The sequence below is a fragment of the Intrasporangium zincisolvens genome (assembly GCF_034724055.1).
Classification (GTDB): Bacteria; Actinomycetota; Actinomycetes; order Actinomycetales; family Dermatophilaceae; genus Monashia; species Monashia zincisolvens.
The window spans coordinates 519125-544330 of the sequence record NZ_JAWIIL010000003.1; the positions used below are offsets into that span (position 1 = coordinate 519125).

Below are 25206 nucleotides of genomic sequence, written 5' to 3' on the forward strand. Positions count from 1 at the left end.
TCAACCACCGTGCCGGGCCACCCCGTGTGGGCCGTCGCGACCTGCCGCTTTAGCTCAGTCGGCCAGAGCGATTCACTCGTAATGAATAGGTCGTCGGTTCGATTCCGACAAGCGGCTCAGACAAGGCCCCGGTCCTCGCGACCGGGGCCTTTCTGCGTGTCCGGCAGCCGACGGCTGAGTACAGCAGATGACGTAGGCCTCGCTCGTCCGGCTGCGGGACGTGCCTCGCCACGGTTCTTCCCAGACTGGGTCGCTGAAGAGAGAAAGCACGAGAGGCGCAAGGGGAGCCGACATGGCACGGACGAGCACTCGCGAACACCGACGCACTCGGAGGGGCCGGGCGGCCTTCGCCGCCGGCGTCCTGGGGCTGGGCCTGGGGCTGGCCCCACTAGGGGCCGCCGACGGGGCGCAGATCTACGTCTTCGTCCGCAAGACCGGCTGCTCCGATGCGGGGCACGGCAGCTCGACCCTGCCGTACTGCACCATCGTCAAGGCGGCCACAGCCGCGACGGCCGGACAGATCGTCGTCGTCTACGCGGGCACCTACACCGGCGAGGTGTTCCCGTGGCACTCCGGCACCAGCACCGCACGGATCACGTTCCGCCCGGTGACGGGGAACGCCGTCGTCATCACGGGGGCGCGGCACGGGTTCACCATCTCCAACCACAGCTGGATCACCGTGACGGGCTTCAAGATCCAGAACACCACGAGCAACGGCATCTACGTCTACAACGCCACCGGACTGAACCTCACGGCCAACACCGTGCAGACCTCGGGCCGGCGCGTGTCCGGTGCGGCGGCGTACGGGATGTACCTCAACGCGATGAAGAGCTCGGTCGTCAAGTCCAACAAGGTCCTCAACAACTCCGCGTCCGGGGTCTTCGTCACCAACGGGTCGACCGGCAACCAGTTCGTCGGCAACGAGATCGCCTACAACGCCTACGGATACGTGCGCAACGCCGTGGGCATGGACCTCCGCGCGCCGGGCAACCTCATCAGCGGCAACCGGGTCCACCACAACGAGGACTCGGGGATCCAGCTGTTCCCCGGCGGTGACCGCAACAGGATCGTCAACAACGTCGTCTACGCCAACAAGGGCTTCACGACCGCTGCGCAAACCAACTGCACCCACCCGCCCACGGGCAACACCGCAGGCTGCATCACCGGCGACCACGGCATCGACAGCTCCGGCACGACGGGCGGCTGGATCATCGGCAACACCGTGTACGGCAACGCCACCGCGGGGATCAACCTCGAGGGCCTAGCCGCCGGGACCAACAGCGGGTACCGGATCGTCAACAACATCGCCGTCGACAACGCGGTCAACTGCCCCGACGGGGCCGGCGGCGTCGTCAAGTGCCCGCGCAACGCCGGCAACGTCCGCGTGGACAAGAACTCGGTGCTCGGCACCGTCCTCGACTACGACCTCGTCAGCCTCAGCACGGCCGGCACGATGATGGTCTGGGGCTCGACGTCGTACTCGTCGTTGGCAGCGATGAAGACAGCCAGCGGTCAGGACGCGCACGGACACCAGGCGAACCCGCGCTTCGTCAATGCGGCCGGAGGCGTCTTCACCCTCCAGGCCGGTTCGCCTGCCATCGACTCGGCGAACTCGAGCGCGCCCGGACAGTCGACGACCGACGCCGCATCCCACCGCCGGGTCGACGACCCGGCGACGGCCAACACCGGGGCCGGCGTGCGTCTCTACGACGACCGGGGTGCATACGAGTTCCAGCCGTAGCAGGGGAGGGCGACGGCGGGTCGCGGCGTCGCCGCGACCCGCCGTGGCGCGCAGAGGCACCTGAGGCCCGACGGCACCAGGGGCACCGCACGCACCGGGGGTCACGGCATCAGGTCGGTCAGGTCAGGACGCCGGCGGAGCCGGGACGGAGCCAGGACGAGTGGCCCGACGGACGGCCCGGTGCGGGTCGAGGCGGTCCAGCTCGGCGGCGAACGACGCCTCGAACTCTGCCAGCACCAGCCCGAGCGACTCGGCGCCGGGCCGCACCTCCCGGTGCCGGCGGCCGTCCCGGACGTGGCGCCACGTGCCGTCGCCGCGCACGACGAGCTCGAGCCGCAGCTCGGGGGGCCGTCCGGGCGGCGTGAACGACGTGACGGTGACCGGCCACGACCGGCGCCAGCGGGTGCGCCACCGGACGCGTCGGCGCGGCACCCCCGGTGGGGCGTCGCGGGTGCGTCGGCGGGCGAGCTGGGCGAAGCGGGGGGCGAGCACGTCGAGCCAGGCCGCGTACTGCGCGGCGTTCTCGCGGCGTCGGTACGCGGCATCGATCATCCGGTCCCGGTCCCAGGACACGTGGACCCCCGTCCGAGCTCGCTCCGCCCCGGGCGGTCGGCGCCGGGCCACACCATGGTGACAGACCCCCGGACGTGCCTACGTCGATGTATCGACGCGTCGACGCATCGGGTTCGGAGGGTGCGGGGCTTCCGCACGTGGGAAGCGGCGGAAGCCCCGCGCGCCTGGGAGGGGCGCAGCACGGAGGGCCGCCGCCGAGCAGGGGTTCCCGGCGTGACCCTCCGTGACGCACATCGTGCCAAACGGGCGGCAAACGCGTGGCGAAATCGACAAACCCCTGGCCGTATCCGCGCCGGATCCGTTCCCTTTCGGGCGGTTGCGCCCAGGACCAGCCCGAGGCCGCCGCAGCCGCGGCCCCGCGGGCCGCGGAAGTGCTGAGAAAAAGTTCCGGGAGAGGCGCAAAACCCTGTCATGATCCGCGATCTCAGCCGTCTCACAGATGACGGCAGCGGTGCGCCCCCGAACGCACCGCAGTCGCCCGGGGCTTCGGACGGCCGTGGAGGGAACGTCCGAAGCCCCACCCCCGGTCGACGGGACCGGGGTGACGGTGGAGCCGTCGCCCGCCGCAGGGCGAGCGACGGACCACCTCCCAGGGGCGGGATGACGTCGGGGACGCAACAGCCGGTCAGGGCCTGATGCGTCCCCGACGCCACGCCCCGGCATCCGCCGCCCCCCGAAGGTCACGCGTCGAGGCCGCGGGGTGCGAGGGTGGACGCGTGCGCCCGTTCCGCTTCCAGCACTCCTGGCTCGTGCCGGCCGGTACCGCCGCGACGTTCGCGGCGCTCGCCGATGTCGATGCCTACCCGCAGTGGTGGCCCCAGGTGCGACAGGTCCGCCGGATCGACGCCGACAGCGGGCACGCGTACGTGCGCAGCCTCCTGCCGTACACCCTCGACCTCGTCCTGACGCGTGAGGTGGAGGACGCCGACGGGGGCGTGCTGCGCGTCAGGATCGGCGGCGACCTCGAGGGCTGGAGCGAGTTCCGGCTCGAGCCCGCGACCTCGGACCGGCGCGCGCGTGCCGGGGCCGTGACCCTCGCGCGCTACTCCCAGGAGGCCGTCGTGACGGCCCGCGGCCTCGACCGCCTCACCCCGGTCGCCGCCCCGGTGCTCCGGCTCAACCACGCCTGGATGATGCGGGCGGGGGAGCGGGGCCTGGCGGCCTGGCTGGGGCGGTCGGCCGGACCGGGGGAGTCGGACGGCTCTGGCACAGTGTCCCGGTGACCGAGGCGAGCGACACGACCGACAGGCCCGACGCGTCCGGCTCGGCCGGCTCAGCCGGCTCAGCGGCACCGACCACCGGCAGGGACGACCCCGGGGACGAGCGCGTGCGCGACCTCGTGGCCGAGACCCTCGGGGTGGCCGGTCGTCTCCTCGGCGCGGACCTCGAGCCCGTCGGTGACGCGTTCCCCGGCAGCCGTCGCACCCTCGTGATGAGGGCGCGCGACGCGTCGGGCGGCTCGGTCGTCGTCAAGCGCTACCTCACCGAGGAGCCCGAGGCGCCGTACGCCCGTGAGGCCTCGGCGCTCGCAGTCCTCTCGACGGTGCCCGGCGCGCCGGCGCCGCGGCTGCTCGCCGAGAGCGCGGATCCGAGGGTCGTCGTGCTGTCCGACCTCGGCGACGCGCCGCACCTGGCCTCCCGCCTCCTCGGGCTCGATCCCGTCGCGGCCGCCGGGTCGCTCGCCGACTGGGCGGAGGGCCTGGGCCACCTCCATGTCGCCGGTCGCGGGCTGCAGGACGCCTTCGTCGACGGCGTCCGGGCGCGGGCGGGCGAGGAGCTCGTCGTCGACTACACACCGGCGCACCTCGACGAGGCGGCCGGTGAGTGGTCCCGCCTTGCTCGGGCGCTCGGTGTCGACGTGCCGGACGCCGCGTGGGACGTGCTGCGGCAGGTGCCGGACCGCTTCCGCGTCGATGCCTCGAGCCTGTCCGCGGCCGACATGTGCCCCGACAACAACCTGCTCACCGACGACGGCGTGCGCCTGCTCGACTTCGAGTTCGCGCTCTGGCGGCCCGTCGCCTGGGACGTCGCCTACCTGCACGTCCCGTGGCCGACGTGCTGGTGCGCGTGGTCGCTGGAGGTGTCGGCCGCCCGGGCCGCGCTCGAGCGGTGGCGCGGCGTCGCGGCGCAGGCGTGGCCCGGAGTCGCCACGGCCGACTTCGACGACGACCTGGCCCTCGCCCGCGAGGCCTGGGCGTGGCTCGCCGGGTCGTGGTGCGTCGCCGAGCTCGTCGACGGCCGCGACCGGACGCCGAACCCGGTCAAGCCGATGCCCCGGATGCCCGACCGCAGCCTCCGCTTCCTCCGCTCCGCCGCCGACGGGGTGGCCCTGCCCGAGCTCGCCGACGTGGCGAGGCGGCTCGCGGACGCCGTGGCCCGAGCGCACGGCGCGGTCGAGGTGCCGCTGGCCCCGGCCTTCGCGGGGGCGCCGTCGTGACCGGGCTCGCCGACGGCTGGTCGACGCGCCGTGCCGGCGCGGCTGACATCGAGGCGGTGCTCGACCTGCGGGCCCTGATGTTCTCGGCGATGGGCGTCCCGGGCGTCGACGACCCGGCGTGGCGTGCGGCCGCCCGCGCGTGGTTCGAGGCCGAGATCGACGGACCCCGCTGCTGCGTCGTGCTCGCGGTCGACGCCGCCGGACGCGTCGGTGCCGGCGCGATGGGTGGGCTGCGGTTCGAGACGCCGTCGCCGGTCAACCCGAACGGCGTCTGGGGCCTGCTCAACAACGTCGCCACGCACCCCGACGCCCGACGCCGGGGCCTGGCGCGGGCCTGCGTCGAGGGCGTGCTCACGTGGTTCCGCGACGAGACGCAGGCGTACGTCGTCGAGCTCTTCGCGACGGGCGAGGGTGCCGGCATCTACACCGACCTCGGGTTCGCTCCGACGGCGTGGCCGGCGATGCGCCTGCGCCTCGACCGCGTCTGACCCGACTGATCCCGACGACCGGCCGGGCCCAACGCGCCGACCGCCGAAACCGCGCCGTGGCGCACTTTCCGCGTCAGGCAGGCGGTCTCGACCGCGGAAAGTGCGCCACGGCGGAGTTGGCGGGCCCGGATGGGCGAGGACCACGCGCCAACTCAGCCGCGGCGGGGTTGGCGCGGGCGGCGTCGCCTACGGGTGCGAAGGGGCGGGCGTCGCGCTGGGGGTCGGCGTCTGCAAAGGGTCCAGGGCCCGGGTCAGGACGCGGTGGGCCGCGACGGCGAGCACGACCGCGAGGGCGCCGGCGACGACGGTCACGGCGTAGGCGGGCGTGTGACCGCCCCAGTCGGCGAGCCGCCCCGCGACGGCCGCGCCGAGGGCGTAGCCGAGCCCGGTCGCGGCGGCGAGCGCGGTCATCGCGGCCCCGGTGCGCGATGGCGGGGTGACGCGCTCGGCGAGGGTGAAGGTCGTGATCATGTACGGCGCGACGGTGAAACCGAGGACGAGCAGGACGGGCACCAGCCCACCGATCGAGCCGACGAGCAGCAGCGGCGCCGACAGGGCGAGCAGGCCGAGCGCGAACCACCGCAGTCGCCGGGGCAGGCCGATGCTCGGCGGCAGCATCGCCACGGCGAGCCCGGCGACGACGCTGCCGACGCCGAGCAGGGCGTGGAGGTAGCCGGTCAGGCCCGGCGAGCCGGCGGCGGTCGCGAGGACCGACGTGCCGGTCTGGACGGAGCCGAACACCGAGCCGATGAGCAGCTGGGCGAGGCCGAGCACGACGAGGGCGGGCGTCAGGAGACGGCCGGTCGCGGCGCCGGTGCTGGCCGTGGTGCGGTGGGTGACCTCGGCGGTCTCGTGGAGGGCGAACCACGTGCCGAAGACGGCGAGGGTGGCGGCCGCGAACGCCAGCGCAGCCGTCGGGCTCGCGACCGAGACGCCGAGCCCGACGATGGCCGGGCCGAGGACGAACGACGCCTCGTCGGCGGCGCCCTCGTAGGAGAAGGCGGCGTCGACGAGCCGGGGCTGGTGCCGACCGGTCGTCGCCGTGATGGGCCGCCAACGCACCCGCGCGAGCGGGCCGACCTGCGGCAGAAGGAGACCCGCGACCGCGCTCGCGACCGCCGCGACGCCCCAGGGCAGCCCGGCGCTGACGACGACGAGGACGCCTGCCACCGCCGCGGCGCCCGCGAGCGACTGGAGGGCGACGACCCGGCGCTGGCCGAGCCGGTCGGCCCGGGCGCCCCAGAACGGTGCGCCGAGGGCGTTGGCGACGGCGAGTGCGCCGGCGCAGAACCCGCCCGCTCCGTAGCTGCCGGTGGCTCCGGCCACGAGCAGCAGCGTGCCGAGCTGGGCCATGGCGAGCGGCAGGCGCGCGAGGAACGCGACGACGATGTACGTCGCGCCGGTGAGGCCGAAGAGGCGGCGGTACGAGTCGATGGGTGACACGGGGGCTCCGGGGGTCGGCGCGCGGGGTAGCGCGCAGCGGGTGCGTGACCTACCCGCCCAACAGGTCACGCGGAGTCCCTGAGCAGCCTCCAGTGTACGCCCGCCGCCCGGGGCGCCCGGACCGTTGTGGGCGGGGTGCCCCGGCCCGCCGAGCGGGGACCGACGACGCGTCAGTCGCGCACGTGGTGGGCGGCCGACACGCTGGGGGCCGTGCGGTAGATGACCTCGACGGCGGCGGCGCCGACCAGGCCGATCCCCAGCGACTGCCACGCGAGGGCGGGCGGGGCGTCGAAGGTGAAGAACGTGCGCGCGAAGGGCACGACGAACGCGAGCACGGCCACCCCGACGAGCGAGGCGACGAGCGCCGCCTTCCACAGTCGGAACGGCCGGGCCAGCACGACGAGGATCCAGAAGAACACGACGAGCAGGGTGATCGTCGCCCCCGTGCCGGCCTGCCAGCAGGCGACGTCGGTGGTGCCGCCGGCGCCCACCTCGGGCGCGCACCGGGTGACGAAGTCGGCGCGCGGCACCCCGTAGTGGCTGCCGGCGAGCAGGTAGGAGGTGATGACGGCGATGCCGGCGACGGCTCCCGAGGGGACGGCGAAGCGCAGGATGCGCCGCAGGAAACCCGGCAGGTAGCGACGCTTGTTCGGCCCGAGCGCGAGGAAGAAGGCGGGGATCCCGATCGTCACCGCCGACACCAGCGTCAGGTGCCGCGGCAGGAACGGGAACGGCACGGCGATGACGGCCGCCGCGAGGATCGCGACGAGGCTCATGGCGTTCTTGGCGACGAAGAGGTTGGCGACGCGCTCGACGTTGCCGATGACGCGGCGCCCCTCGCCGAGCACGTCGGGCAGGTGCGAGAACCGGCCGTCGAGCAGGACCAGCTCGGCGACGGCCTTGGTGGCCTGGGCGCCGTTGCCCATCGCGACGCCGATGTCGGCGTCCTTGAGGGCGAGGGCGTCGTTGACGCCGTCGCCGGTCATCGCGACGACGTGTCCGTCGGCCTGCAGGGCATGGACGAACGCGCGCTTCTGCTCCGGCGTGACACGCCCGAAGACCGTGGTGCGGGAGAGGACCTCGCGCAGCGCGTCGGGGTCCTCGGGCAGCGTCCGGGCGTCGACCGGCACGCCCGCGTCGAGGCCGACCGCGCGGGCCACGGCGGCCACGGTGACCGGGTTGTCGCCGGAGACGACCTTGACGGCGACGCCCTGCTCGCGGAAGTAGTCGAGGGTGGCCGCGGCGTCGGGGCGCACCTGCTCGGTGAGGGTCACGAGGGCCGCGGGCTCGAGGTCGGCGGGGAGGCCCGCGCCGTCGAGCGGCGTGGCGCTGCGGCACAGGAGCACGACGCGTCGGCCGGAGTCGGCGAGGCCGGCGACGCGCTCGCGCAGGCCGGCGGGGTCCGCTCCGAGCAGCACCTCCGGGGCGCCCAGCAGCCACGTGCCGTGGCCCTCGAACGTCGCGCCGCTCCACTTGCGGGCCGAGCTGAACGGCACCGCCGCCGTCCGGGTCCACCCCGGCGCGGCGATCGACGCCCCGACCGCGGCCAGTGTGCCGTTGGCGTTCGGGTCGTCGGCCAGGGCTCCGAGTGCGAGCCGTACGTCGTCCGCCGTGTGCCCGCCGAGCGGTTCGACGTCCTCGAAGGCGATCTCGCCGGACGTCAGCGTGCCCGTCTTGTCGAGGCACACGACGTCGACACGGGCCAGGCCCTCGACCGCCGGCAGCTGCTGCACGAGGACGTTGCGCCGGGTCAGCTGCACGGCCGAGAGCAGGAACGCCACCGACGTCAGGAGCACGAGGCCCTCGGGCACGAGACCGACGACCCCGGCGGCCGAGCGGATGACGACCTCGCGCCAGCCCTGGTCGCCGACGGCACGCCACTGCGACCAGATCGTGACCGGCAGCGCGACGGCGATGACCCACGTGATGTAGCGCAGCAGCGTGTTGATCGACGCCTGGATCTCCGAGTGGGTCCGGGTGAAGCGCCGCGCGTCGGCCGCGATCCGGTTGACGTAGGCGTCCGCCCCGACGGCCTGCGCGACGTAGCGCCCCGACCCGGCCACGACGCTCGTGCCCGACCGGATCGCCTCGCCGGCGTCGTGGGCCACGGGGTCGGACTCGCCCGTCAGGTTGGCCTCGTTGAGCTCGAGCCCGGCGCTGATCGTCAGGACGCCGTCGGCGGGCACCTCGTCGCCGGTGCGCAGCTCGATGAGGTCGTCGCGCACGACGTCAGCGGTCGGCACGACGACGACGGCGCCGTCGCGCACCACCCGCGTCGTGGGGGCGTTGAGCAGCGCCAGCCGGTCGAGCTTCCGCTTGGCCAGGTACTCCTGGACGATGCCGATGGCCGAGTTGACCACGAGCACGACGCCGAAGAGGGCGTCGGCGAAGGAGCCCGTGACGAGGACGAGGACGAAGAGGGCGCCGAGGATCGCGTTGAACCGCGTCAGAACGTTGGCCCGGACGATCTCGCCGACGGAGCGTGACGTGCGCTCGGCGAGCCGGTTCACCTCGCCCCGTGCGACGCGTTCGGCGGCCTCGGCGCTCGTCAGGCCGCGCGCGGCGTCGGTCGTCAGGTCGGTCACCCGCCCATTGTCGCGTCCCGGTCCGCGCCCGTCCGTCCCGCGCGCGCCGCGCGTCCGCGTGGGTTCCCGCGTGGTTACTGGCCGGTCCGCGGACGCGTTCAGGGTGGTTTCTCGGATCGTGGGACGATTGGTCCGTGACTGAGTCGATCCAACGTGCCCGCGCCACCACCGCCTCCTACTCGATCACGATGCGAATCCACACCGGCACCGACCCGGCCGTCATCGGGACGCTGGCGGTCAAGGTGGCCGAGAGCGGCGGCATCACCACGGCGCTCGACATCGTCGACTCCCACCCCGACCGGCTCGTCATCGACCTGACCTGCTCGGCGAGCAACGCCGAGCACTCGACCGAGATCGTCGCCGCCGTCGAGACGCTCGAGGGCGTGCGCGTCCACAAGGTCTCCGACCGCGTCTTCCTGCTCCACCTCGGCGGCAAGATCAGCGTCCAGAGCAAGGTCAACCTGCGCAACCGCCAGGACCTCGCGATGGCCTACACGCCCGGCGTCGGCCGCGTCAGCCAGGCCCTGGCCGACCACCCGGAGGACGTGCCGAAGCTGACGATCAAGGGCAACTCGGTCGCCGTCGTCACCGACGGCTCGGCCGTCCTCGGCCTCGGCAACATCGGCCCCGAGGCGGCGCTGCCGGTCATGGAGGGCAAGGCGGCCCTCTTCAAGCGGTTCGCCGACATCGACGCGTGGCCGATCTGCGTCGACACCACCGACGTCGACGAGATCGTGCGCACCGTCGAGCTCATCGCCCCCGGCTTCGGCGGCATCAACCTCGAGGACATCGCGGCGCCGCGGTGCTTCGAGATCGAGGCCAAGCTGCGCGAGCGCCTCAAGATCCCGGTCTTCCACGACGACCAGCACGGCACCGCCATCGTCGTGCTCGCCGCGCTGAAGAACGCCCTGCGCATCATCGACAAGAAGCTGCCCGACGCCCGGATCGTCGTGTCCGGCGGTGGCGCGGCCGGCTCGGCCATCGTCCAGCTGCTCCTCGCCGCCGGCGCCACCGACGTCACGGTGAGCGACCGGCCGGGCCTGCTCAACAAGGCCGACGAGTCCCTGACGCCCGCGTGGCGCAGCCTCGCCGAGAAGACCAACCCGCGCGGCCTCACCGGCACCCTGCGCGACGGCCTCCAGGGCGCCGACGTCTTCATCGGCGTCAGCGCCCCGCGGATCCTCGACCCCGAGTGGATCGACGAGATGGCCGACCAGCGCATCGTCTTTGCGCTCGCCAACCCCGACCCCGAGGTCGACATCCACGAGGCCACGCAGCGCGCCACCGTCGTCGCGTCCGGACGCAGCGACTACCCGAACCAGATCAACAACGTGCTCGCGTTCCCGGGCGTCTTCCGCGGCCTGCTCGACGCCCGCGCCACCGACGTCACCACCGAGATGCTCATCAAGGCCGCCGACGCCATCGCCTCGGTCGTCACCGACGAGCAGCTCAACCCGAACTACATCATCCCGAGCGTCTTCCAGCCGGACATGAGCAAGACCGTCGCCAAGGCGATCGTCGACTGCGTGCCCAAGGCACCCGCGGCGTCGATCCCCATGACGGGAGCCAACTGAGGGCATGACGAGCACGACCCCACCCGCCCTCCGGTACCCGCTCGACGGGCGTCGCGCCTGGGCGGTGTGGGCGGCCGCCATCGCGGTCTACGTCCTCGCCGTCTTCCACCGCACGTCCCTCGGCGTCGCCGGCCTGCAGGCCGCCGAGCGGTTCGGCATCAGCAGCGCGCAGCTGTCGACGTTCACCATCCTGCAGCTGCTCGTCTACGCGGCGATGCAGCTGCCCGTCGGGGCGCTGCTCGACCGGTTCGGCTCCAAGCGCCTGCTCGGCATCGGGCTCACGCTGCTCACCGCGGCCCAGCTCGGCTTCGCCTTCGTGCATTCCTACCCGGCGGCGCTCGCGTGCCGGGTGCTGCTCGGGATGGGCGACGCCATGGTGTTCATCTCGGTGCTGCGCCTCGTCGCCGTGTGGTTCTCGCCGCGGCGCACGCCGATGGTCACCCAGATCACCGGCGTCCTCGGCCAGATCGGGGCGCTCGCCGCCGCCGGCCCGCTCGCGGCGGCGCTCGCGCACTTCGGGTGGACGCCGTCGTACACCGTGGCAGCCCTGGCCGGCGTGCTCACCGGGATCGCGCTCGTCCTCGTCGTGCGTGACACCCCCTACGCCGACCACCACCGCGAGGAGCTGCGGATGCGGGCCCTCGCCCGCGCCCTGCGTGACGCGTGGCTCGTACCCGGCACGCGCCTCGGGCTCTGGTCGCACTTCACGTCGCAGTTCGCGGCCAACATGTTCACGATGCTGTGGGGCTTCCCGTTCCTCGTCGCCGGTCAGGGTCTGTCGACCTCGACGGCGAGCGCCCTGCTCATGGTCATGGTCGTCACGACGGTCGTCACGAGCCCCCTCATCGGCACGCTGACGATGCGCTTCCCGTTCTCGCGCAGCACCCTCGTGCTGTGGATCGTCGCCGGAGCGGTGGCCGCGTGGACCGTCGTGCTGCTCTGGCCCGGGCGGGCGCCGCTGTGGCTGCTCGTGCTCCTCGTCGTGCTCATCGCCATCGGCGGGCCCGGCTCGATGATCGGCTTCGACCTCGCCCGCACCTTCAACCCGCCGACGCGCATCGGCAGCGCGTCGGGCATCGTCAACACCGGCGGTTTCGTCGCGACGCTGACGGCGGTGGCCCTCGTCGGCGTCGTCCTCGACCACGTGGCGCCGGCCGGGCCCTCGACATGGAACGTCGACGCCTTCCGGGCGGCGATGACGGTCCAGTACCCGGTGTGGGCGCTCGGCATCGTGCAGATCCTGCGCTACCGGCGCCGGGCGCGTCGGGCAGCTCTCGAGTCCGACCCGGAGGCCTACGCCGCGATGCGCGCGGGGGAGTCCGTCACCTTCCACTAGGCCGCCTCCGCCCGGTCGCGCGGTACGTTCCGGGCATGGCGACGTGGGCCGACGTGGAGGCGCTGTGCAGCCGGCTGCCCGGCGCCGAGCGGGGCGAGGCGCACGAGGGGTCGCCGGCGTGGTTCGCCGGCCGGCACCCGTTCGCCCGCCTGCGGTGGGACGACGCGGGCCGTGAGCTGGTGCAGGTGTGGACCGGCGAGATGGACACCGGGCCGGCCCTCGCCGACCGGCGCGACACCTTCGTGCGCATCGACACCTTCCGCTACCGGGTCACGATGTGGGCCCGCCTCGACCGGCTCGACCGGCGCGAGCTGGCCGAGCTGCTCCTCGACTCCTACGACGTGCGCGGCGGACCGCGCCGCCGCGGCGACACCGGCCTGGCCGACCTGCTCGGTTGACGCGTCCGGTGTCCGTCGCCTCCCACCGGCCGACGCGTGCGGCGTCCTCCCGGCGTCGCTTCCCAGCCTTTTCCCAGCAATGGGGTATCTGGTCGATTGCGGGCACGCCGGACATTCCGACGGCCCATGACGACAGGGAGGTCGCATGGCAGCGCCGACAGCAGCCCGCACGAAACTGACCGCAGACCAGCGCAACTCGTTCGCCGCCGCCTACCTCGGCTGGGCCATGGACGCCTTCGACTACTTCCTCGTCGTGCTCATCTACGCCGACATCGCCAAGGACTTCGGCAAGTCGCTGCCGGAGATGGCCTTCATCACGACGATGACCCTCGTCATGCGTCCGGTCGGCGCGTTCATCTTCGGCCTCTGGGCCGACCGCCGCGGCCGCCGCGTCCCGCTCATGACGTGCGTCGCCTTCTACAGCGTCGTCGGCTTCCTCTGCGCGTTCGCCCCGAACTTCGGCGTGCTCATGGTGCTGCGGATGCTCTACGGCATCGGCATGGGCGGCGAGTGGGGCCTCGGTGCGGCGCTCGCGATGGAGAAGCTGCCGACCGAGCGACGCGGGTTCTTCTCCGGCATCCTGCAGGGCGGCTACTCGATGGGCTACCTGCTCGCCTCGCTCGCCTTCCTCGTCGTCAACTCGTGGCTCGGGCTGTCGTGGCGATGGATGTTCGCGCTGTCGATCATCCCGGCCGCCATCACCTTCATCATCCGCTCGCGGGTCGTCGAGTCGGAGGTGTGGGAGAACGCCAGCGAGCGGGTCCGCCAGACGAGCACGTCGGTGCGCCAGCTGCTCGCCAACCCGGCCATCTGGCGCCGGTTCGTCTTCCTCGTGCTGCTCATGACGGCGTTCAACTGGATGAGCCACGGCACCCAGGACGTCTACCCGACCTTCCTCAAGTCGGCCGACGAGGGCGGGGCCGGGCTCGCCAAGAGCACCGCCACGTGGATCGCCGTCATCTACAACATCGGCGCCATCACCGGCGGCGCCGTCGCCGGGGCGCTCTCGGAGCGGTACGGGCGCAAGGTCGTCATCATCACCTGCGCCGTGCTGGCCCTGCCGATCGTGCCGCTGTTCGCGTTCTCGCAGACCGCCGGCATGCTCGCGCTCGGCTCGTTCCTCATGCAGGTCATGGTCCAGGGCGCGTGGGGCGTGATCCCGGCCCACCTCACCGAGCTCTCGCCCGACGAGATCCGCGGGTTCTACCCGGGTGTCACCTACCAGCTCGGCAACTGCCTCGCCGCCTTCAACCTGCCGATCCAGGAGGCGCTCGCGACCTCGCACGGGTACCCGTTCGCCCTCACCGTGACGATCGTGCCGGTGTTCGTCGCCGTCATCGTGCTCACCGCGTTCGGCAAGGAACGGCGCGGCATCCGGTTCGGCACCGCCGAGGCGAGCCTCATCGAGTCCGGCACCGGCAGCCTCGCCCCGACGCGCTAGCGCCGATCGTCGTCGGGCCCGGTCGCGGACGCGGCCGGGCCCCAGCGCTGCGCCGTCGCGTCAGCCCGTCAGCCGCTCAGCCGGTCAGCCCCTCAGCTCGGCGGCAGCGGCGTCGGGAGGTTCGCGGGGTCGATGCCGAGGTCGTCGAAGAACCCGTTCGGGCTTCCGAGCGCCGCGTCGACGAGGTCGGGCGGGAACATCCGGCGCACGTCCTGCTCGGCGGTGGTGTCGCCGGGGTAGGTCACCTGATCGCCGTCGACGCGGAACGGCACGGCGTAGGTCGCCGGCGAGGTGTCGCTGACGCAGACGGTCCAGCCCCACGACGTCGGCGGCGCGGATCGCAGCAGCCGCACCCGGCAGTCGATGCCGGCGCCCAGGTCGGTGAACAGCGGAGTCCCCTCGACGAGACCCTCGAGGCGGCGCTCCTCGGCGAGCACGGCCGGGTCGGACCGGTCGGCGAGGTCGGTCGGCGAGAGCCACCGGATCACCCCGACGAACATCGGCAGCACCAGCGCGGCGACGAGAAGCCCGACGACGACGAGCGCGACGCGTCGGCGGCCGAGGGCGAGGGTCATGGCGCCGAGTATGCCCGCCCGTGCTTCCCGGCACCGGCGGCGCGGTCCGGACACGCGGCGGACGCTCGGGCGGCACGTTCGGGCTGCGGCGCCGGAACGACCGGACGCCGCGCCCCTGAGCAGGGGCACGGCGCCGGTCGGAGGGGCTTCGCCCCGACCACCTCGTCGAGTGAGCACTCCGTCACTCCAGCCCCAGGTGTCGGTGCGCGTCGGGGAACGTGTCGGTCAGGCGTCGCCGACGGTGAGCGCCTCGGCCTCGGTGCGGGAGGTGACCTCCTCGGCGCCGTGGCCGGGGGCCTCGTCGAGGGCGCCGATGATGCGGCGGGCCGTCGACAGCACGAGGACGGCGAGCACGACGGCGACCGAGCCGACCCAGAACGGCAGGTGGATCGACTTCTCGCCGAGGTTGCCGGCCAGCCACGGGGCGATGGCGCCGCCGCTGAAGCGCACGAAGCTGTAGGCCGCGGAGGCGACCCCGCGCTCGACCGGCGCGACCTTCATGACGGTCTCGGTGATGAGCGTGTTGTTCACGCCGAGGAACGCGCCGGCGAGGATGACGCCGACGACGAGGACGGTCTTGTTCTCGGTCCAGATCGCCATGGCGGCGAGGATGAGGGCGAAGCCGAGCAGGGCCCCGACGATGCCGGCCATGGTGCCGAACCGCCGCTGGACCATCGGAGCGACGAAGACCGACGTGATGGCGAGCAGCAGGCCCCAGCCGAAGAAGATGAAGCCGATCTCGTGCGCGCCCATGGCGAGGGGGAAGGGCGTGAAGGCCAGCAGCGTGAAGAAGCCGAAGTTGTACAGCAGCGCGGTGATGCCGACGGTGAGCAGGCCGCGGTGGCCGAGGGCCTTGAGCGGCGCGGTGATCGAGGTGGGGCGCGCGGCCGGCGGGGTGGCCGGCAGAGTCGTCACGGTCGCGATGAAGGCGACGGCCATGAGGATGGCGACGCCGTAGAACGGCCAGCGCCACGAGATGCCGCCGAGCCAGCCACCGAGGAGGGGGCCGGTCGCGATGCCGACGCCGAGCGCGGCCTCGTAGAGGATGATCGCCTGCTTCACGGAGCCGGACGCCGCGTTGACGATTGTCGCGAGGGCGGTGGCGATGAACAGCGCGTTGCCGAGGCCCCACAGGGCGCGGAAGGCGACGATGCCGCCGACGGTGTCCTGGCTGCCGGCGAGGGCGGAGCCGACGATGATGAGCGCGAGGCCGAGCAGCAGCGTCCGCTTGGCGCCGACGCGGCTGCTGACCCAGCCGGTGCCGAGCATCGCGACGCCCATGACGGCGAGGTAGCTCGTGAAGAGCAGGGACACCTGCGACGGGCCCGCGCCGAGCTCGTCGGCGATCGGCTTGAGGATGGGGTCGACGAGGCCGATGCCCATGAAGGAGATCACGCAGGCGAAGGCGATCGACCAGACGGTCTTGGGTTGACGCCACATGGGGTGGTCATCCGTCCTTTCGGGTGTGGTGCGGGGTGGGGGCGTCCGCCGCGGCGGCCAGCAGCTCGTTCATGACGTCGATGGCGACCTGGACGCGCGCGAGCGCCGGGTCGTCGAGCTGGTCGAGGACGGGGGACAGGACGGCCAGTCGGGCCCGGCGCACGCTCTCGAGCGCGGCGTGGCCCTCGTCGCTGAGGGAGACCACCGTGGCGCGCGCGTCGTCGGGGTCGGACGCGCGGTGCACCCAGCCGGACGCCTCGAGGCGCTGCAGCTGGGTGGTGATCGTCGGCTGGCTGCTGTGATCGGCGGTCGCGAGGGCGCTGACGCGGGAGGGGCCGAGTTCGTCGAGGAGGGCGAGCAGGCGGGCCTGCGCGAAGGGCACGTCGAACGACGCGTGTCGGCTGGCCCAGCGCGAGAGGCGCGCGGCCGAGCGCAGCAGGTCGTTGCCCAGAGTGGTCGGAACGGTCACCCGTTCCAAGTTACATAGATAACCTATGCATATCAAGTCGACGAACGCACGTCGCGCGGGAGGGGCTCAGGTGAGCTGGGGGAGGACCTTCGTCGCGACGTCGGACAGGTGGTCGAGGTCGGCGAGGTCGAGCACCTGGAGGTAGACGCGCTCGGTGCCCGACTCGGCGAACGTGCCGAGCCTGTCGACGACCTCGGCGGCCGAGCCGGCCAGGCCGTTCTCGCGCAGCTCGGCGACGTCACGGCCGATGGCGTCGGCCCGACGCCGGAGCGTCGCGTCGTCGTCGCCGAGGCACAGCACCTGGGCGGCGGAGTACGTGAGCGAGTCCGCGTTCCGGTCGATCGCCGCGCAGGCCGCACGGACGCCGTCGAACAGGCGCCTGGAGTCGGCGGCCGACACGAACGCGGCGTTGAACTCCGACGCGTACCGCGCGGCGAGGGCGGGCGTGCGTCGCTTGCCGCCGCCGCCGACGATGATCGGCACGCCGCCCTCCTGGACCGGCTTGGTCAGCGCAGGGGAGTCGGTGAGGGGGTAGTGCTTCCCCGCGTGGGTGTAGGTCGCCCCGACTGGCGTCGACCAGAGGCCGGTGACGACCTCGAGCTGCTCCTCGAGGCGGTCGAAGCGCTCGCCGAGGGGCGGGAAGGGGATGCCGTAGGCGGTGTGCTCCTCCTCGAACCAGCCGGCGCCGAGGCCCAGCTCGACGCGGCCGCCGCTCATCTGGTCGACGCCGGCGACCTGGACCGACAGCGGCCCGGGCAGGCGGAAGGTGGCCGAGGTGACGAGCGTGCCGAGGCGGATCGTGCTCGTGTCACGAGCGAGGCCGGCGAGCGTCGTCCACGCGTCGGTGGGGCCGGGGCCGCCGTCGCCGCCCATGGCCAGGTAGTGGTCGGAGCGGAAGAAGCCGGAGAAGCCGAGCTCCTCGGCCGCTCGGGCGACCGCGAGGAGGTCGTCGTACGTCGCGCCCTGCTGGGGCTCGGTGAAGATGCGCAGGTCAACGGTCATGCCCGTGCAACCGCAGGTGGGTCGCGAACAATCCCGTCAGCCGGGGACGATCCCGTCAGTCGCGGACGATCCCGTCGACGATGACCTCGAGCATCGGGCGGACGTCGAGGTCGGCGTGGCTGGTGTCGGCGACGCTCGCGACGCCGCTGACGAGGCGCATGACGTTGGCGGCGTCGACGCCGGGGCGCAGCTCGCCGCGACCGTCGAGGTGGGACACGACGCGTCCGTTGGCCTCGCCCATGACGCGGCACTTGCGGTACATCGGCGACTGGGGGTCGTCCATCGCGGCGCAGATCTTCGTCGCGGCGCCGCGGTGCAGCGTGATGTGGTCGATGAAGTTCTCGAACCAGCCCATGAGCATCTCGCGGGCCGGAGCGCCGGTGGCGATGGCGGCGTCGGCGTCGGAGGCGACGCGGTCGGTCCAGTCCTGCATGAGGGCGTCGACGAGCGCCTCGCGGTTGGGGAAGTGCCGGTAGAGGGTGCCGGGGCCGACCTCGGCCCGCTTGGCGATCTCGTCGAGGGAGCAGTCCGTGCCGCGTTCGGTGAAGACGATCCGGGCCGTCGCGAGGATCTTGTCGTAGTTGCGACGGGCGTCGGCACGCATCGGGCGGGCCGGCTTCTCACGAATTTCGGACGGGGTCGCGGTGGCCGAATCGTGCTGGGCCGCAACAAAACCCGGCGACGAAGCGAGCGTCGCCTTGCCGGTGCCGGCAGGCGTCACGGGAAAACCCCCTTGCGAAAACGGAGAGTGTCTCCGTATTGTGGGTCGAGCAGAACCGGAGTGGTTCTCCGCTAATAGTAGCGCCGACTGTCGTTCCAGAGGAGTCCGGCCGCATGACGACCACGATCCGCCCCACCCGCCAGGCCCAGCGCCTGCACCAGTCCCACCTCGCGACGACGCACCGAGCCCCGCTCGTGAAGCGCGGCGAGGTCACAGCCGCCCACGACGCCCGCGACGGCGTCGTCCGCACCCGCACCCGCGCCACGGCGTTCACGCCGCTGCGTCGCGACCCGCTCAGCGCCGAGCGGCACCTGACCTTCCAGCCGTCCGTCCAGCCGTCGATCCGGCGTGACCCGCCCGATGAAGCCTGAGGCCCTGATGTCGACCACCACCACCACATCACCCAGCACGCCGTCCACCACGTCCACACCGGCAACGCCTTCGCGTGACCGTGCCGCCCGCCGCGCCTCCATCGGCATCGGCATCGTGCTCGTCGCGCAGCTGATGCTCGTGCTCGACGCCACGGTCGTGAACGTCGCCCTGCCGCACATCGCGACCGACCTCGGCTTCACGCCGGCCGGCCTGTCGTGGGTGCTCAACGCCTACACGCTGGCCTTCGGCGGCCTGCTCCTGCTCGGCGGACGCCTCGGCGACGTGTTCGGGCGCCTGCGCACCTTCGAGATCGGCCTCGCCGTCTTCACCGTCGCGAGCCTGCTCGGTGGCCTCGCCACGACGCCCGGCCAGCTCATCGCCGCCCGGACGCTCCAGGGCGTCGGTGCCGCCTTCGCGGCTCCCGGCGTGCTCGCGCTCGTCACGACGAGCGCCCCCGACGAGGCCGCCCGCAACCGCGGCCTGGCCCTGTTCACCGCCGTGTCGTCGGCCGGCGCGTCGATCGGCCTGCTCCTCGGCGGGGTCCTCACCGACTTCGTCAGCTGGCACTGGACGCTCTTCGTCAACGTGCCGATCGGCGCCGTCGTGCTCGTCCTCGCCCGCCGGTTCGTCACCGAGACCCCGCGCGTCCGCGGCCGCTTCGACGTCGTCGGCGCGATCACCGCGACGCTCGGCTCGGTGGCCGTCGTCAACGGGTTCATCTCCGCGCCCGATCACGGCTGGACCTCGCCGCTCACGATCGGCTCGTTCGCGGTCGGCTTCGCCCTGCTGGCGCTGTTCGTCCGCACCGAGGGGCGCGTCGCCAACCCGCTGCTGCCGCTCGGCCTGGTCCGGGCCCGGTCGCGGGCCGGGGCGCTCGTTCTGATGGCGCTCGTCGTCGGGGCCCAGTTCTCGACGTTCTTCCTCGTGACGCAGTACCTCCAGCTCGTCCTCGGGTTCAGCCCGGTGGCCACGGGTGCCGCGTTCCTGCCGCTCAGCCTCGCGATCTTCGCGACGTCGCGGGTCAGCGCCCGGCTCGTGGCCAAGGTCGGACCGCGCCCGCTCATGATCGTCGGCACGATCGGCCTGACGGCCAGCTTCCTCTGGCTGAGCGGCATCTCGGAGTCGAGCACCTATGCCGCGCACCTGCTCGGGGCGCTCGTGCTCAACGGCGTCTCCGCCGCCCTGGTGTTCATGCCGGTGACGGTCGTCGTCCTCGGCGGCGTCGACCGCGCCCAGGCGGGCACCGTCTCGGGCCTGCTCCAGACGGCGCAGCAGCTCGGTGGCGCCGTCGGGCTCGCGGCCATCGTCAGCGTCTACGCCTCGCAGGCGGTGCCCGGACGCTTCGTTCCGGGAGTCGAGCCGGCCTTCCTCACCTCGGCGACGTTCACGCTCGTCGCGCTCCTCGTGGCCGCGGTCGTGCTGCGGCCGCGCCGGGGCCGCGCGCCGGAGCCGTCCCGCGAGACGGTCGCCGTCGCGGCGGCCGACGGGGCCGAGGCCGCCTGACCCACCCCGCCTTTCAACCGTCGAAAGGCTACGAAGGGCTGGCTGTCCGCAGTCGAGAGGCCACGCCGCGTCACGCGGCGTGGCCTCTCGACGTGTCCGACACCACCGGACGTGGCCTCTCGACGGGTGGGGCAGGCGCGTCGGGGTGGCCTCAGGCGTGGACCGTGGCCGCGACCGAGAGCCCGACGGCGACGAGCGACGCGGCGCCGACGCCGTCGACGACGCGTCGGGCGGTGGGCCGGGACAGCAGGGCGCGGCCCCGGTGGACCAGGGCGATGTACGCGAGGTTCCAGACGCCGGCGAGCGTCGTCCAGAGCACTCCCAGCGCCAGCACCGTCACGGTAGCTGTCGGGCCCGGTACGACGAACTGCGGCAGCACCGACACCGCCGTGACGGGGCAGCGCGGGTTCGCCAGCGACGTCACGGCCGCGGCTCGGAAGCTCGTGCTCGCGGTCATGGTCGTGGCGCGTTCGCCACGGTGCCCGACGCGCGCCGCGGTGTCGCCGCCCGGGGTCCTCTGCCGTGCAGGTGACGAGGCCTCCACGGCGACAAGGTGATCCGCGCGCCGACGCAAGCGCACCAGCCCGTGCAGCCCTCCGACCACGAGCACCGCTGCTCCTGCTGCGCGGAGCCCCGCGAACGCCGTCGGGTGCCCCGCGACCAGCGCTCCGAGTCCTACCGCCACCGCCGCCGACCACACGAGGATGCCGACGCTCGTGCCGGCCACGGCCGCCAGGCCGCCGGCGATGCCCCGCGCGACGGTCTCGCGCAGCACGACGAGGTTGTTGACGCCGGGGACGAGCACGAGCGTCACGGCGACGGGGAAGAAGGCGGCGAGGGCGGCGGTCGTGGTCACGCCCTCGAGTCTTCGCGCCGGCGCTCCTTCAGTGAAGTCACATGAGTGAGCGTCGGCGTTAAGATCAGTTGATGCGGATCGACCCCGAGCAGCTGCGGATGTTCGCCCTCATCGAGGCGCACGGCTCGCTCGCCGGCGCCGCGGCCGAGCTCGGCGTCACGCCGGCAGCCGTCACCGGACGCGTCGCCCGGGCCGAGCTGCACTGGGGTGTGCCGCTCGTGCTGCGCGACTCGCGCGGTGCCCGGCTCACCGAGGCAGGCCAGCAGCTCGCCGTGCACGGCCGGGAGGTCGACGCCGTGTGCGAGCTCGCCGAGTCGGCGATGTCCGGCGCGCTGACGCTCGTCTCCCGCCGGCTGCGCGTCGGCACCTTCATGTCCGCTGCCCTCGGCGTGCTGCCCGACGCCGTCACCGCCCTACGCCACCGCTTCCCCGACAGCGACCTGTCGATCGTCGAGGGCACCAGCCCGACGCTGCGCGAGCAGGTGGCGGCCGGCGAGGTCGACGTCGCCGTCGTGGGCACCTACGGCGAGGAGCCGCCACTGCCGGGCTGGCTCGTCGCGACGCCGCTGCTCCGCGACCCGCTCGTGCTCTGCCTGCCGAGCGACCACCGCCTGGCCGCGACACCGCCGAGCCGACGCGTCCGCCTGGCCCAGCTGCGCGACGAGCGGTGGATCGCCATCCTCGCCGGCGAGGCCGCCCGGGCCCAGTTCGACGCCGCGGCCGCCGGGGCCGGGATCGAGCCGAGCATCTCCTTCGAGACCGAGAGCTACGACGTCGCCCAGGCCCTCGTGGCCACCGGGCTCGGGGTGGCCGTCATCTCGCAGATGGCCGCCCGGACCGTGACGGGCGTGACGCACCGCGAGCTCGAGCGTCCCCGCCTGCACCGCGAGCTGTGGGCCGTGCACGCCCGCGACACCCGTCTGACGCCCCTCGCCCCGGAGTTCGTCACCCTCGTGCGGCGGGTGTGCGACGACCTGACCGACCGCTGGGCGGGCGCCCCACTGGCCGACGTCGTGCGCGCCCAGTCCTGAGCCGCGGCCGGCCGGTCGTCAGCCGAGGCGGGTGGCGGCCCGGTCGGCGAACGTGGTCGCGTCCACGCCCTTCACGACCGACGGCGGCGCCGACACGACGGCCACCGAGACGCGCGTGCCTGCCCGGACGACCTCGACGAGCTGACGCAGCGTGTGCCCGTCCTGCTCGAAGTCCATCGTCCAGCGCTGCCCCTCCGAGCCGTCCGGGAGCGCCAGCTGCACCGGGTCGCTCGCGTGAAAGGTGAAGCCCTTCATCGCCTCGTTCGAGGGGTCGGTGCACTCGGTGCGCCACAGGCCGACGTCCTCGGCCATCTGCTGGGCGTCGGCCCGCTCGCGGAAGTCGAGGACCCACTGGTCGGCGTAGAGGTCGCTGCCGTCGACCGACGCCGAGTACATCCGCGTCAGCCCGTACTGCGACTCGGGGTTCTCGCGCTGGCACGCAGACACCGCGGCCTGGCCGGCGCCCTTGCCGCTGCGGATCGAGACGGTCTTCCAGCCGGCCGCGGTGTAGTCGTTGGCCTGCATGAGGTCGTCCTCGGACAGCGGCGCCCGCGCCGACGGCAGTGAGGTCGACGTCGTCGCCGGCCGTGTCGCGGACGTCGTCACCGGACGCGTGCCGGTCGAGGCGGGCGGCGTCGTCGCGCCGCCGACCGGGGTCTCGGACGCGTCGGGCGTGCCCGTGTTCGACGACGCCGCCGACGCCGTGGGGCGGTCGACGGTGCGGTGCAGGACGATGCCGCCCCCGACGCCGGCGACGGCGGCCGAGGCGAGGACTGCAGCGACGGTGGTGCGCGTGATGGTCATGCTGTCTCCTGGGGCTCTGGTGCCGCTGCCCGATGGCGTGGGCGGTCACCGGGGGAGATGCGCACCGGAGCGCAGAAGTTGTGGGGAGGACTCCCCATGTCAGCCGAGGCGCTCGACGAGCCGCTCGCGCAGGAAGACCCGGGCGTCGTGGATGCGCGCCTTGGCGGTGCCGAGCGGCACGCCGGTCTGCTGGGCCACCTCGTCGTAGGGCAGGCCGCCGAGGTCGCGCAGGACGAACGCGTCGACGAGGTGCGGCTTGGCCGCCTCGAGTGCCTCGAGGGCCTCGAGCAGGTCGACGCGCGAGCCGGCGATGACGCTCGTGGTGCGCGGGTCGCCGCGCTCGGGGAGCACCTCGACCGGGTGCTCGGTGCCCCGACGCTTGAGCGAGCGGTACGTCGTGCGCGCGCTGTTCGAGGCGACGACGGTCACCCAGCCGAGGAACGAGCCCGAGCCGGAGAACGTGTGCAGCTTGCCCGCGACCGAGACCAGGGCGTCCTGGCACGCCTCCTCCGCGTCGGCGCGGTGCGGCAGGAAGCGGGCGCAGCGGCGCATGACGAGCGGTTCGAGAAGGCGCAGGAGGTCCTCCATCGCGCGGGTGTCGCCCCCGGCCGCGGCCACCCGCAGCCGATCCAGCTCGTCGGGAGCGAGCTCCCTGGTCATCGACGCGTCGAGCGACATGCTCGTCCTTCCCCTGAACGGCCCTTGGACGGACCCCTGGACAGCCCTTGACCGGCCCCGCTGCGAGGCATGGACCATGATGGACCGCGATGGAGGCTATCGGGCGGTACCAGCTGCGTCATCGGTTGGGATCAGGGGCGTTCGCGACGGTGTGGCTCGCGCACGACCCCGACCTGTCCGTCCCCGTCGCGATCAAGGTGCTCGCCGACAACTGGACCACCGACCTCGACATCCACCGTCGCTTCCTCGCCGAGGCCCGGCTGCTGCGGCGCATCGGCGACGACCGCGTCGTGCGCGTCCACGACATCGGTGAGCTGCCCGACGGCCGGCCCTTCTTCGTCATGGACCTCGTCGACGGCGGCACCGTCGCCGACGTCGTCCGCGCCGGCTGCCCGCCCGAGGTGGCGCTGCGCCTCGCCGCCGAGGCGGCCCGCGGCCTGCAGGTGCTGCACGACCACGGTGTCGTGCACCGCGACGTCAAGCCCGGCAACCTCCTGCTCGACGAGCGCACCGGCGAGCCGCACGTCGTCATCGCCGACCTCGGCATGGCCAAGGCGCTGGCCGAGTCCTCCGGGCTCACGGTCACTGCGGGGACCCCCGCGTACATGGCGCCCGAACAGGCCCACGGCACAGGCGGTTTCGACCAACGTGCGGACGTCTACGCCCTGGCCGCGGTGGCCTACGCCCTGCTCGTGCAGCGGCCGCCGTTCAACGTCGAGACGGGCCTGGCCGGCATCGCCGGACGCGACCCGAAGCAGACGCCGACGCCGGTCGCCGCAGAGGTCGGCGCCCCGGCCGACCTCGACGTCCTCCTGCGCTCGGCGCTCGCCCACGACCCGGCCCGCCGCCCGTCGTCGGCCACCGAGCTCGCCGACCGCCTCGACGCGCTGCGCGAGCGCATCGAGGCGGGGGAGCGGCCGGCCCGCCCGACGCGTCCGGGCCGCGACTGGACGACCGGCTCGGTGGCGGCGCTGGCCACGGCCGCCTTCGGCGTCTTCACGCTCGCGACATGGCTGACCCTCCGCCTCCTCGGGTGAGGTGACGGAGGGTCGGACAGCCGAACGTGGCCTCTCGACGGTTGAGGGGCAGCCGAACGTGGCCTCTCGACGGTTGAGGGACAGCCGAACGTGGCCTCTCGACGGTTAAAGGACGGGAGGGGCCGGGTGGGTCAGTGGCCCTGCGGCATGGCCCAGCGGGCCGTCGAGACGCCCTGCTCCTTGGCGCGCTCGATCGCCTCGGCGATGATCTTCTCGGCCGCCTCGCGGTTGCCCCAGTCGGAGGCCTCGACGTGCTTTCCGGGCTCGAGGTCCTTGTAGCGCTCGAAGAAGTGCTGGATCTCCTTGAGCGTGAACTCGTTGATGTCGGAGATGTCCTGGATGTGCGCGTTGCGCGGGTCGACCGGCACGCACAGCACCTTGTCGTCGCCGCCGGCCTCGTCGGTCATGTGGAAGACGCCGATCGGGCGCGACTCGACGACGACACCCGGGAAGAGCGGCTCGGGCAGCAGCACGAGCGCGTCGAGCGGGTCGCCGTCCTCGCCGAGGGAGTCCTCGATGTAGCCGTAGTCGGCCGGGTAGGCCATGGGCGTGAAGAGGTACCGGTCGAGGCGGATGCGGCCCGTCTCGTGGTCGATCTCGTACTTGTTGCGCTGTCCGCGCGGGATCTCGATGGTGACGTCGAACTCCACGTCTTCCCCTTCACACGGTGGTGGGCGGCCGGGCTCGCGCCGGGTGACGCGG

The 25206-nt window shown here is 73.1% G+C and carries 24 protein-coding genes and 1 tRNA gene; 13 read left to right on the forward strand and 12 right to left on the reverse strand.

From position 1 onward, the window contains the following. Positions 1-43: 43 nt before the first annotated feature. Positions 44-117, forward strand: a tRNA-Thr gene (locus RY076_RS10855). Positions 118-292: 175 nt separating this feature from the next. Next, on the forward strand, positions 293-1741 hold the full coding sequence (locus tag RY076_RS10860) for a right-handed parallel beta-helix repeat-containing protein (RefSeq protein ID WP_323097685.1): 1449 nt from the start codon (positions 293-295) through the stop codon (positions 1739-1741). A 123-nt stretch (positions 1742-1864) separates the two neighbouring features. Here RY076_RS10860 and RY076_RS10865 read toward each other — a convergent pair whose 3' ends face one another. Next, the gene (locus RY076_RS10865) at positions 1865-2293 is read right to left on the reverse strand and encodes a hypothetical protein (protein WP_323097686.1); all 429 of its coding nucleotides are present in this window, start codon (positions 2291-2293) and stop codon (positions 1865-1867) included. A gap of 737 nt (positions 2294-3030) precedes the next feature. Here RY076_RS10865 and RY076_RS10870 point away from each other — a divergent pair. The 3 genes from RY076_RS10870 to RY076_RS10880 are packed head-to-tail and all read left to right on the forward strand — an operon-like array spanning position 3031 to position 5239. Continuing rightward, positions 3031-3537: an SRPBCC family protein gene (locus RY076_RS10870; RefSeq protein WP_323097687.1), complete on the forward strand. Its 507-nt coding sequence runs from the start codon at positions 3031-3033 to the stop codon at positions 3535-3537. After that, a complete protein-coding gene (locus RY076_RS10875; RefSeq protein ID WP_323097688.1) occupies positions 3534-4751 on the forward strand; it encodes a phosphotransferase in 1218 nt (405 codons plus the stop codon). Before RY076_RS10870 ends, RY076_RS10875 begins: the two co-directional genes overlap by 4 nt. Continuing rightward, on the forward strand, positions 4748-5239 hold the full coding sequence (locus RY076_RS10880) for a GNAT family N-acetyltransferase (RefSeq protein ID WP_323097689.1): 492 nt from the start codon (positions 4748-4750) through the stop codon (positions 5237-5239). Before RY076_RS10875 ends, RY076_RS10880 begins: the two co-directional genes overlap by 4 nt. 186 nt (positions 5240-5425) lie before the next feature. On the opposite strand, the gene RY076_RS10885 is transcribed toward RY076_RS10880, so the two are convergent. Together RY076_RS10885 and RY076_RS10890 are read right to left on the reverse strand one after the other, a co-directional pair. Further along, positions 5426-6682 carry an MFS transporter gene (locus tag RY076_RS10885; RefSeq protein ID WP_323097690.1) on the reverse strand — a complete coding sequence of 419 codons (1257 nt, stop codon included), beginning with the start codon at positions 6680-6682 and terminating at the stop codon, positions 5426-5428. A gap of 170 nt (positions 6683-6852) precedes the next feature. Continuing rightward, positions 6853-9267 carry an HAD-IC family P-type ATPase gene (locus RY076_RS10890; RefSeq protein WP_323097691.1) on the reverse strand — a complete coding sequence of 805 codons (2415 nt, stop codon included), beginning with the start codon at positions 9265-9267 and terminating at the stop codon, positions 6853-6855. Between the two features lie 134 nt (positions 9268-9401). On the opposite strand from RY076_RS10890, the gene RY076_RS10895 reads away from it, so the two are divergent. The 4 genes from RY076_RS10895 to RY076_RS10910 all read left to right on the forward strand — a co-directional run bounded on the left by RY076_RS10895 (position 9402) and on the right by RY076_RS10910 (position 14016). After that, positions 9402-10841, forward strand: a complete 1440-nt coding sequence (locus RY076_RS10895) for an NAD-dependent malic enzyme (RefSeq protein WP_323097693.1) — start codon at positions 9402-9404, stop codon at positions 10839-10841. Between the two features lie 4 nt (positions 10842-10845). Continuing rightward, positions 10846-12177: an MFS transporter gene (locus RY076_RS10900; protein ID WP_323097695.1), complete on the forward strand. Its 1332-nt coding sequence runs from the start codon at positions 10846-10848 to the stop codon at positions 12175-12177. 35 nt (positions 12178-12212) lie between these two features. Next, positions 12213-12575: a hypothetical protein gene (locus RY076_RS10905; protein ID WP_323097697.1), complete on the forward strand. Its 363-nt coding sequence runs from the start codon at positions 12213-12215 to the stop codon at positions 12573-12575. A 145-nt stretch (positions 12576-12720) separates the two neighbouring features. Continuing rightward, on the forward strand, positions 12721-14016 hold the full coding sequence (locus tag RY076_RS10910; protein ID WP_323097698.1) for an MFS transporter: 1296 nt from the start codon (positions 12721-12723) through the stop codon (positions 14014-14016). Between the two features lie 92 nt (positions 14017-14108). On the opposite strand, the gene RY076_RS10915 is transcribed toward RY076_RS10910, so the two are convergent. From RY076_RS10915 to RY076_RS10935, 5 genes are all read right to left on the reverse strand, one after another. Beyond that, positions 14109-14591, reverse strand: coding sequence for a hypothetical protein (locus tag RY076_RS10915; RefSeq protein ID WP_323097699.1), 483 nt, complete (start codon positions 14589-14591; stop codon positions 14109-14111). A gap of 225 nt (positions 14592-14816) precedes the next feature. Continuing rightward, positions 14817-16031 carry an MFS transporter gene (locus tag RY076_RS10920; RefSeq protein ID WP_323097700.1) on the reverse strand — a complete coding sequence of 405 codons (1215 nt, stop codon included), beginning with the start codon at positions 16029-16031 and terminating at the stop codon, positions 14817-14819. A 7-nt stretch (positions 16032-16038) separates the two neighbouring features. Then, a complete protein-coding gene (locus tag RY076_RS10925; protein WP_323097701.1) occupies positions 16039-16500 on the reverse strand; it encodes a MarR family winged helix-turn-helix transcriptional regulator in 462 nt (153 codons plus the stop codon). A 66-nt stretch (positions 16501-16566) separates the two neighbouring features. Beyond that, complete coding sequence (locus tag RY076_RS10930; protein ID WP_323097702.1) at positions 16567-17502, reverse strand: LLM class F420-dependent oxidoreductase; 936 nt, start codon at positions 17500-17502, stop codon at positions 16567-16569. A 55-nt stretch (positions 17503-17557) separates the two neighbouring features. Then, positions 17558-18106, reverse strand: coding sequence for a TetR/AcrR family transcriptional regulator (locus RY076_RS10935; RefSeq protein WP_323097703.1), 549 nt, complete (start codon positions 18104-18106; stop codon positions 17558-17560). A 230-nt stretch (positions 18107-18336) separates the two neighbouring features. On the opposite strand from RY076_RS10935, the gene RY076_RS10940 reads away from it, so the two are divergent. Together RY076_RS10940 and RY076_RS10945 are read left to right on the forward strand one after the other, a co-directional pair. After that, a complete protein-coding gene (locus tag RY076_RS10940) occupies positions 18337-18594 on the forward strand; it encodes a hypothetical protein (protein ID WP_323097704.1) in 258 nt (85 codons plus the stop codon). Between the two features lie 7 nt (positions 18595-18601). Then, entirely contained in the window at positions 18602-20098 is a 1497-nt protein-coding gene (locus tag RY076_RS10945; RefSeq protein ID WP_323097705.1) for an MFS transporter, read from the forward strand. 151 nt (positions 20099-20249) lie between these two features. On the opposite strand, the gene RY076_RS10950 is transcribed toward RY076_RS10945, so the two are convergent. Further along, positions 20250-20954, reverse strand: a complete 705-nt coding sequence (locus RY076_RS10950) for a LysE family translocator (RefSeq protein ID WP_323097706.1) — start codon at positions 20952-20954, stop codon at positions 20250-20252. A 71-nt stretch (positions 20955-21025) separates the two neighbouring features. Here RY076_RS10950 and RY076_RS10955 point away from each other — a divergent pair, with 71 nt between their 5' ends. Further along, on the forward strand, positions 21026-21985 hold the full coding sequence (locus RY076_RS10955) for a LysR family transcriptional regulator (RefSeq protein WP_323097707.1): 960 nt from the start codon (positions 21026-21028) through the stop codon (positions 21983-21985). Between the two features lie 18 nt (positions 21986-22003). On the opposite strand, the gene RY076_RS10960 is transcribed toward RY076_RS10955, so the two are convergent. Further along, on the reverse strand, positions 22004-22789 hold the full coding sequence (locus tag RY076_RS10960) for a hypothetical protein (protein ID WP_323097708.1): 786 nt from the start codon (positions 22787-22789) through the stop codon (positions 22004-22006). Positions 22790-22888: 99 nt separating this feature from the next. Beyond that, a complete protein-coding gene (locus RY076_RS10965; protein WP_323097709.1) occupies positions 22889-23467 on the reverse strand; it encodes an RNA polymerase sigma factor in 579 nt (192 codons plus the stop codon). Positions 23468-23556: 89 nt separating this feature from the next. On the opposite strand from RY076_RS10965, the gene RY076_RS10970 reads away from it, so the two are divergent. Continuing rightward, complete coding sequence (locus RY076_RS10970) at positions 23557-24504, forward strand: serine/threonine-protein kinase (RefSeq protein ID WP_323097710.1); 948 nt, start codon at positions 23557-23559, stop codon at positions 24502-24504. 131 nt (positions 24505-24635) lie between these two features. On the opposite strand, the gene RY076_RS10975 is transcribed toward RY076_RS10970, so the two are convergent. After that, entirely contained in the window at positions 24636-25154 is a 519-nt protein-coding gene (locus RY076_RS10975) for an inorganic diphosphatase (protein ID WP_323097711.1), read from the reverse strand. Between the last annotated feature and the right edge of the window lie 52 nt (positions 25155-25206).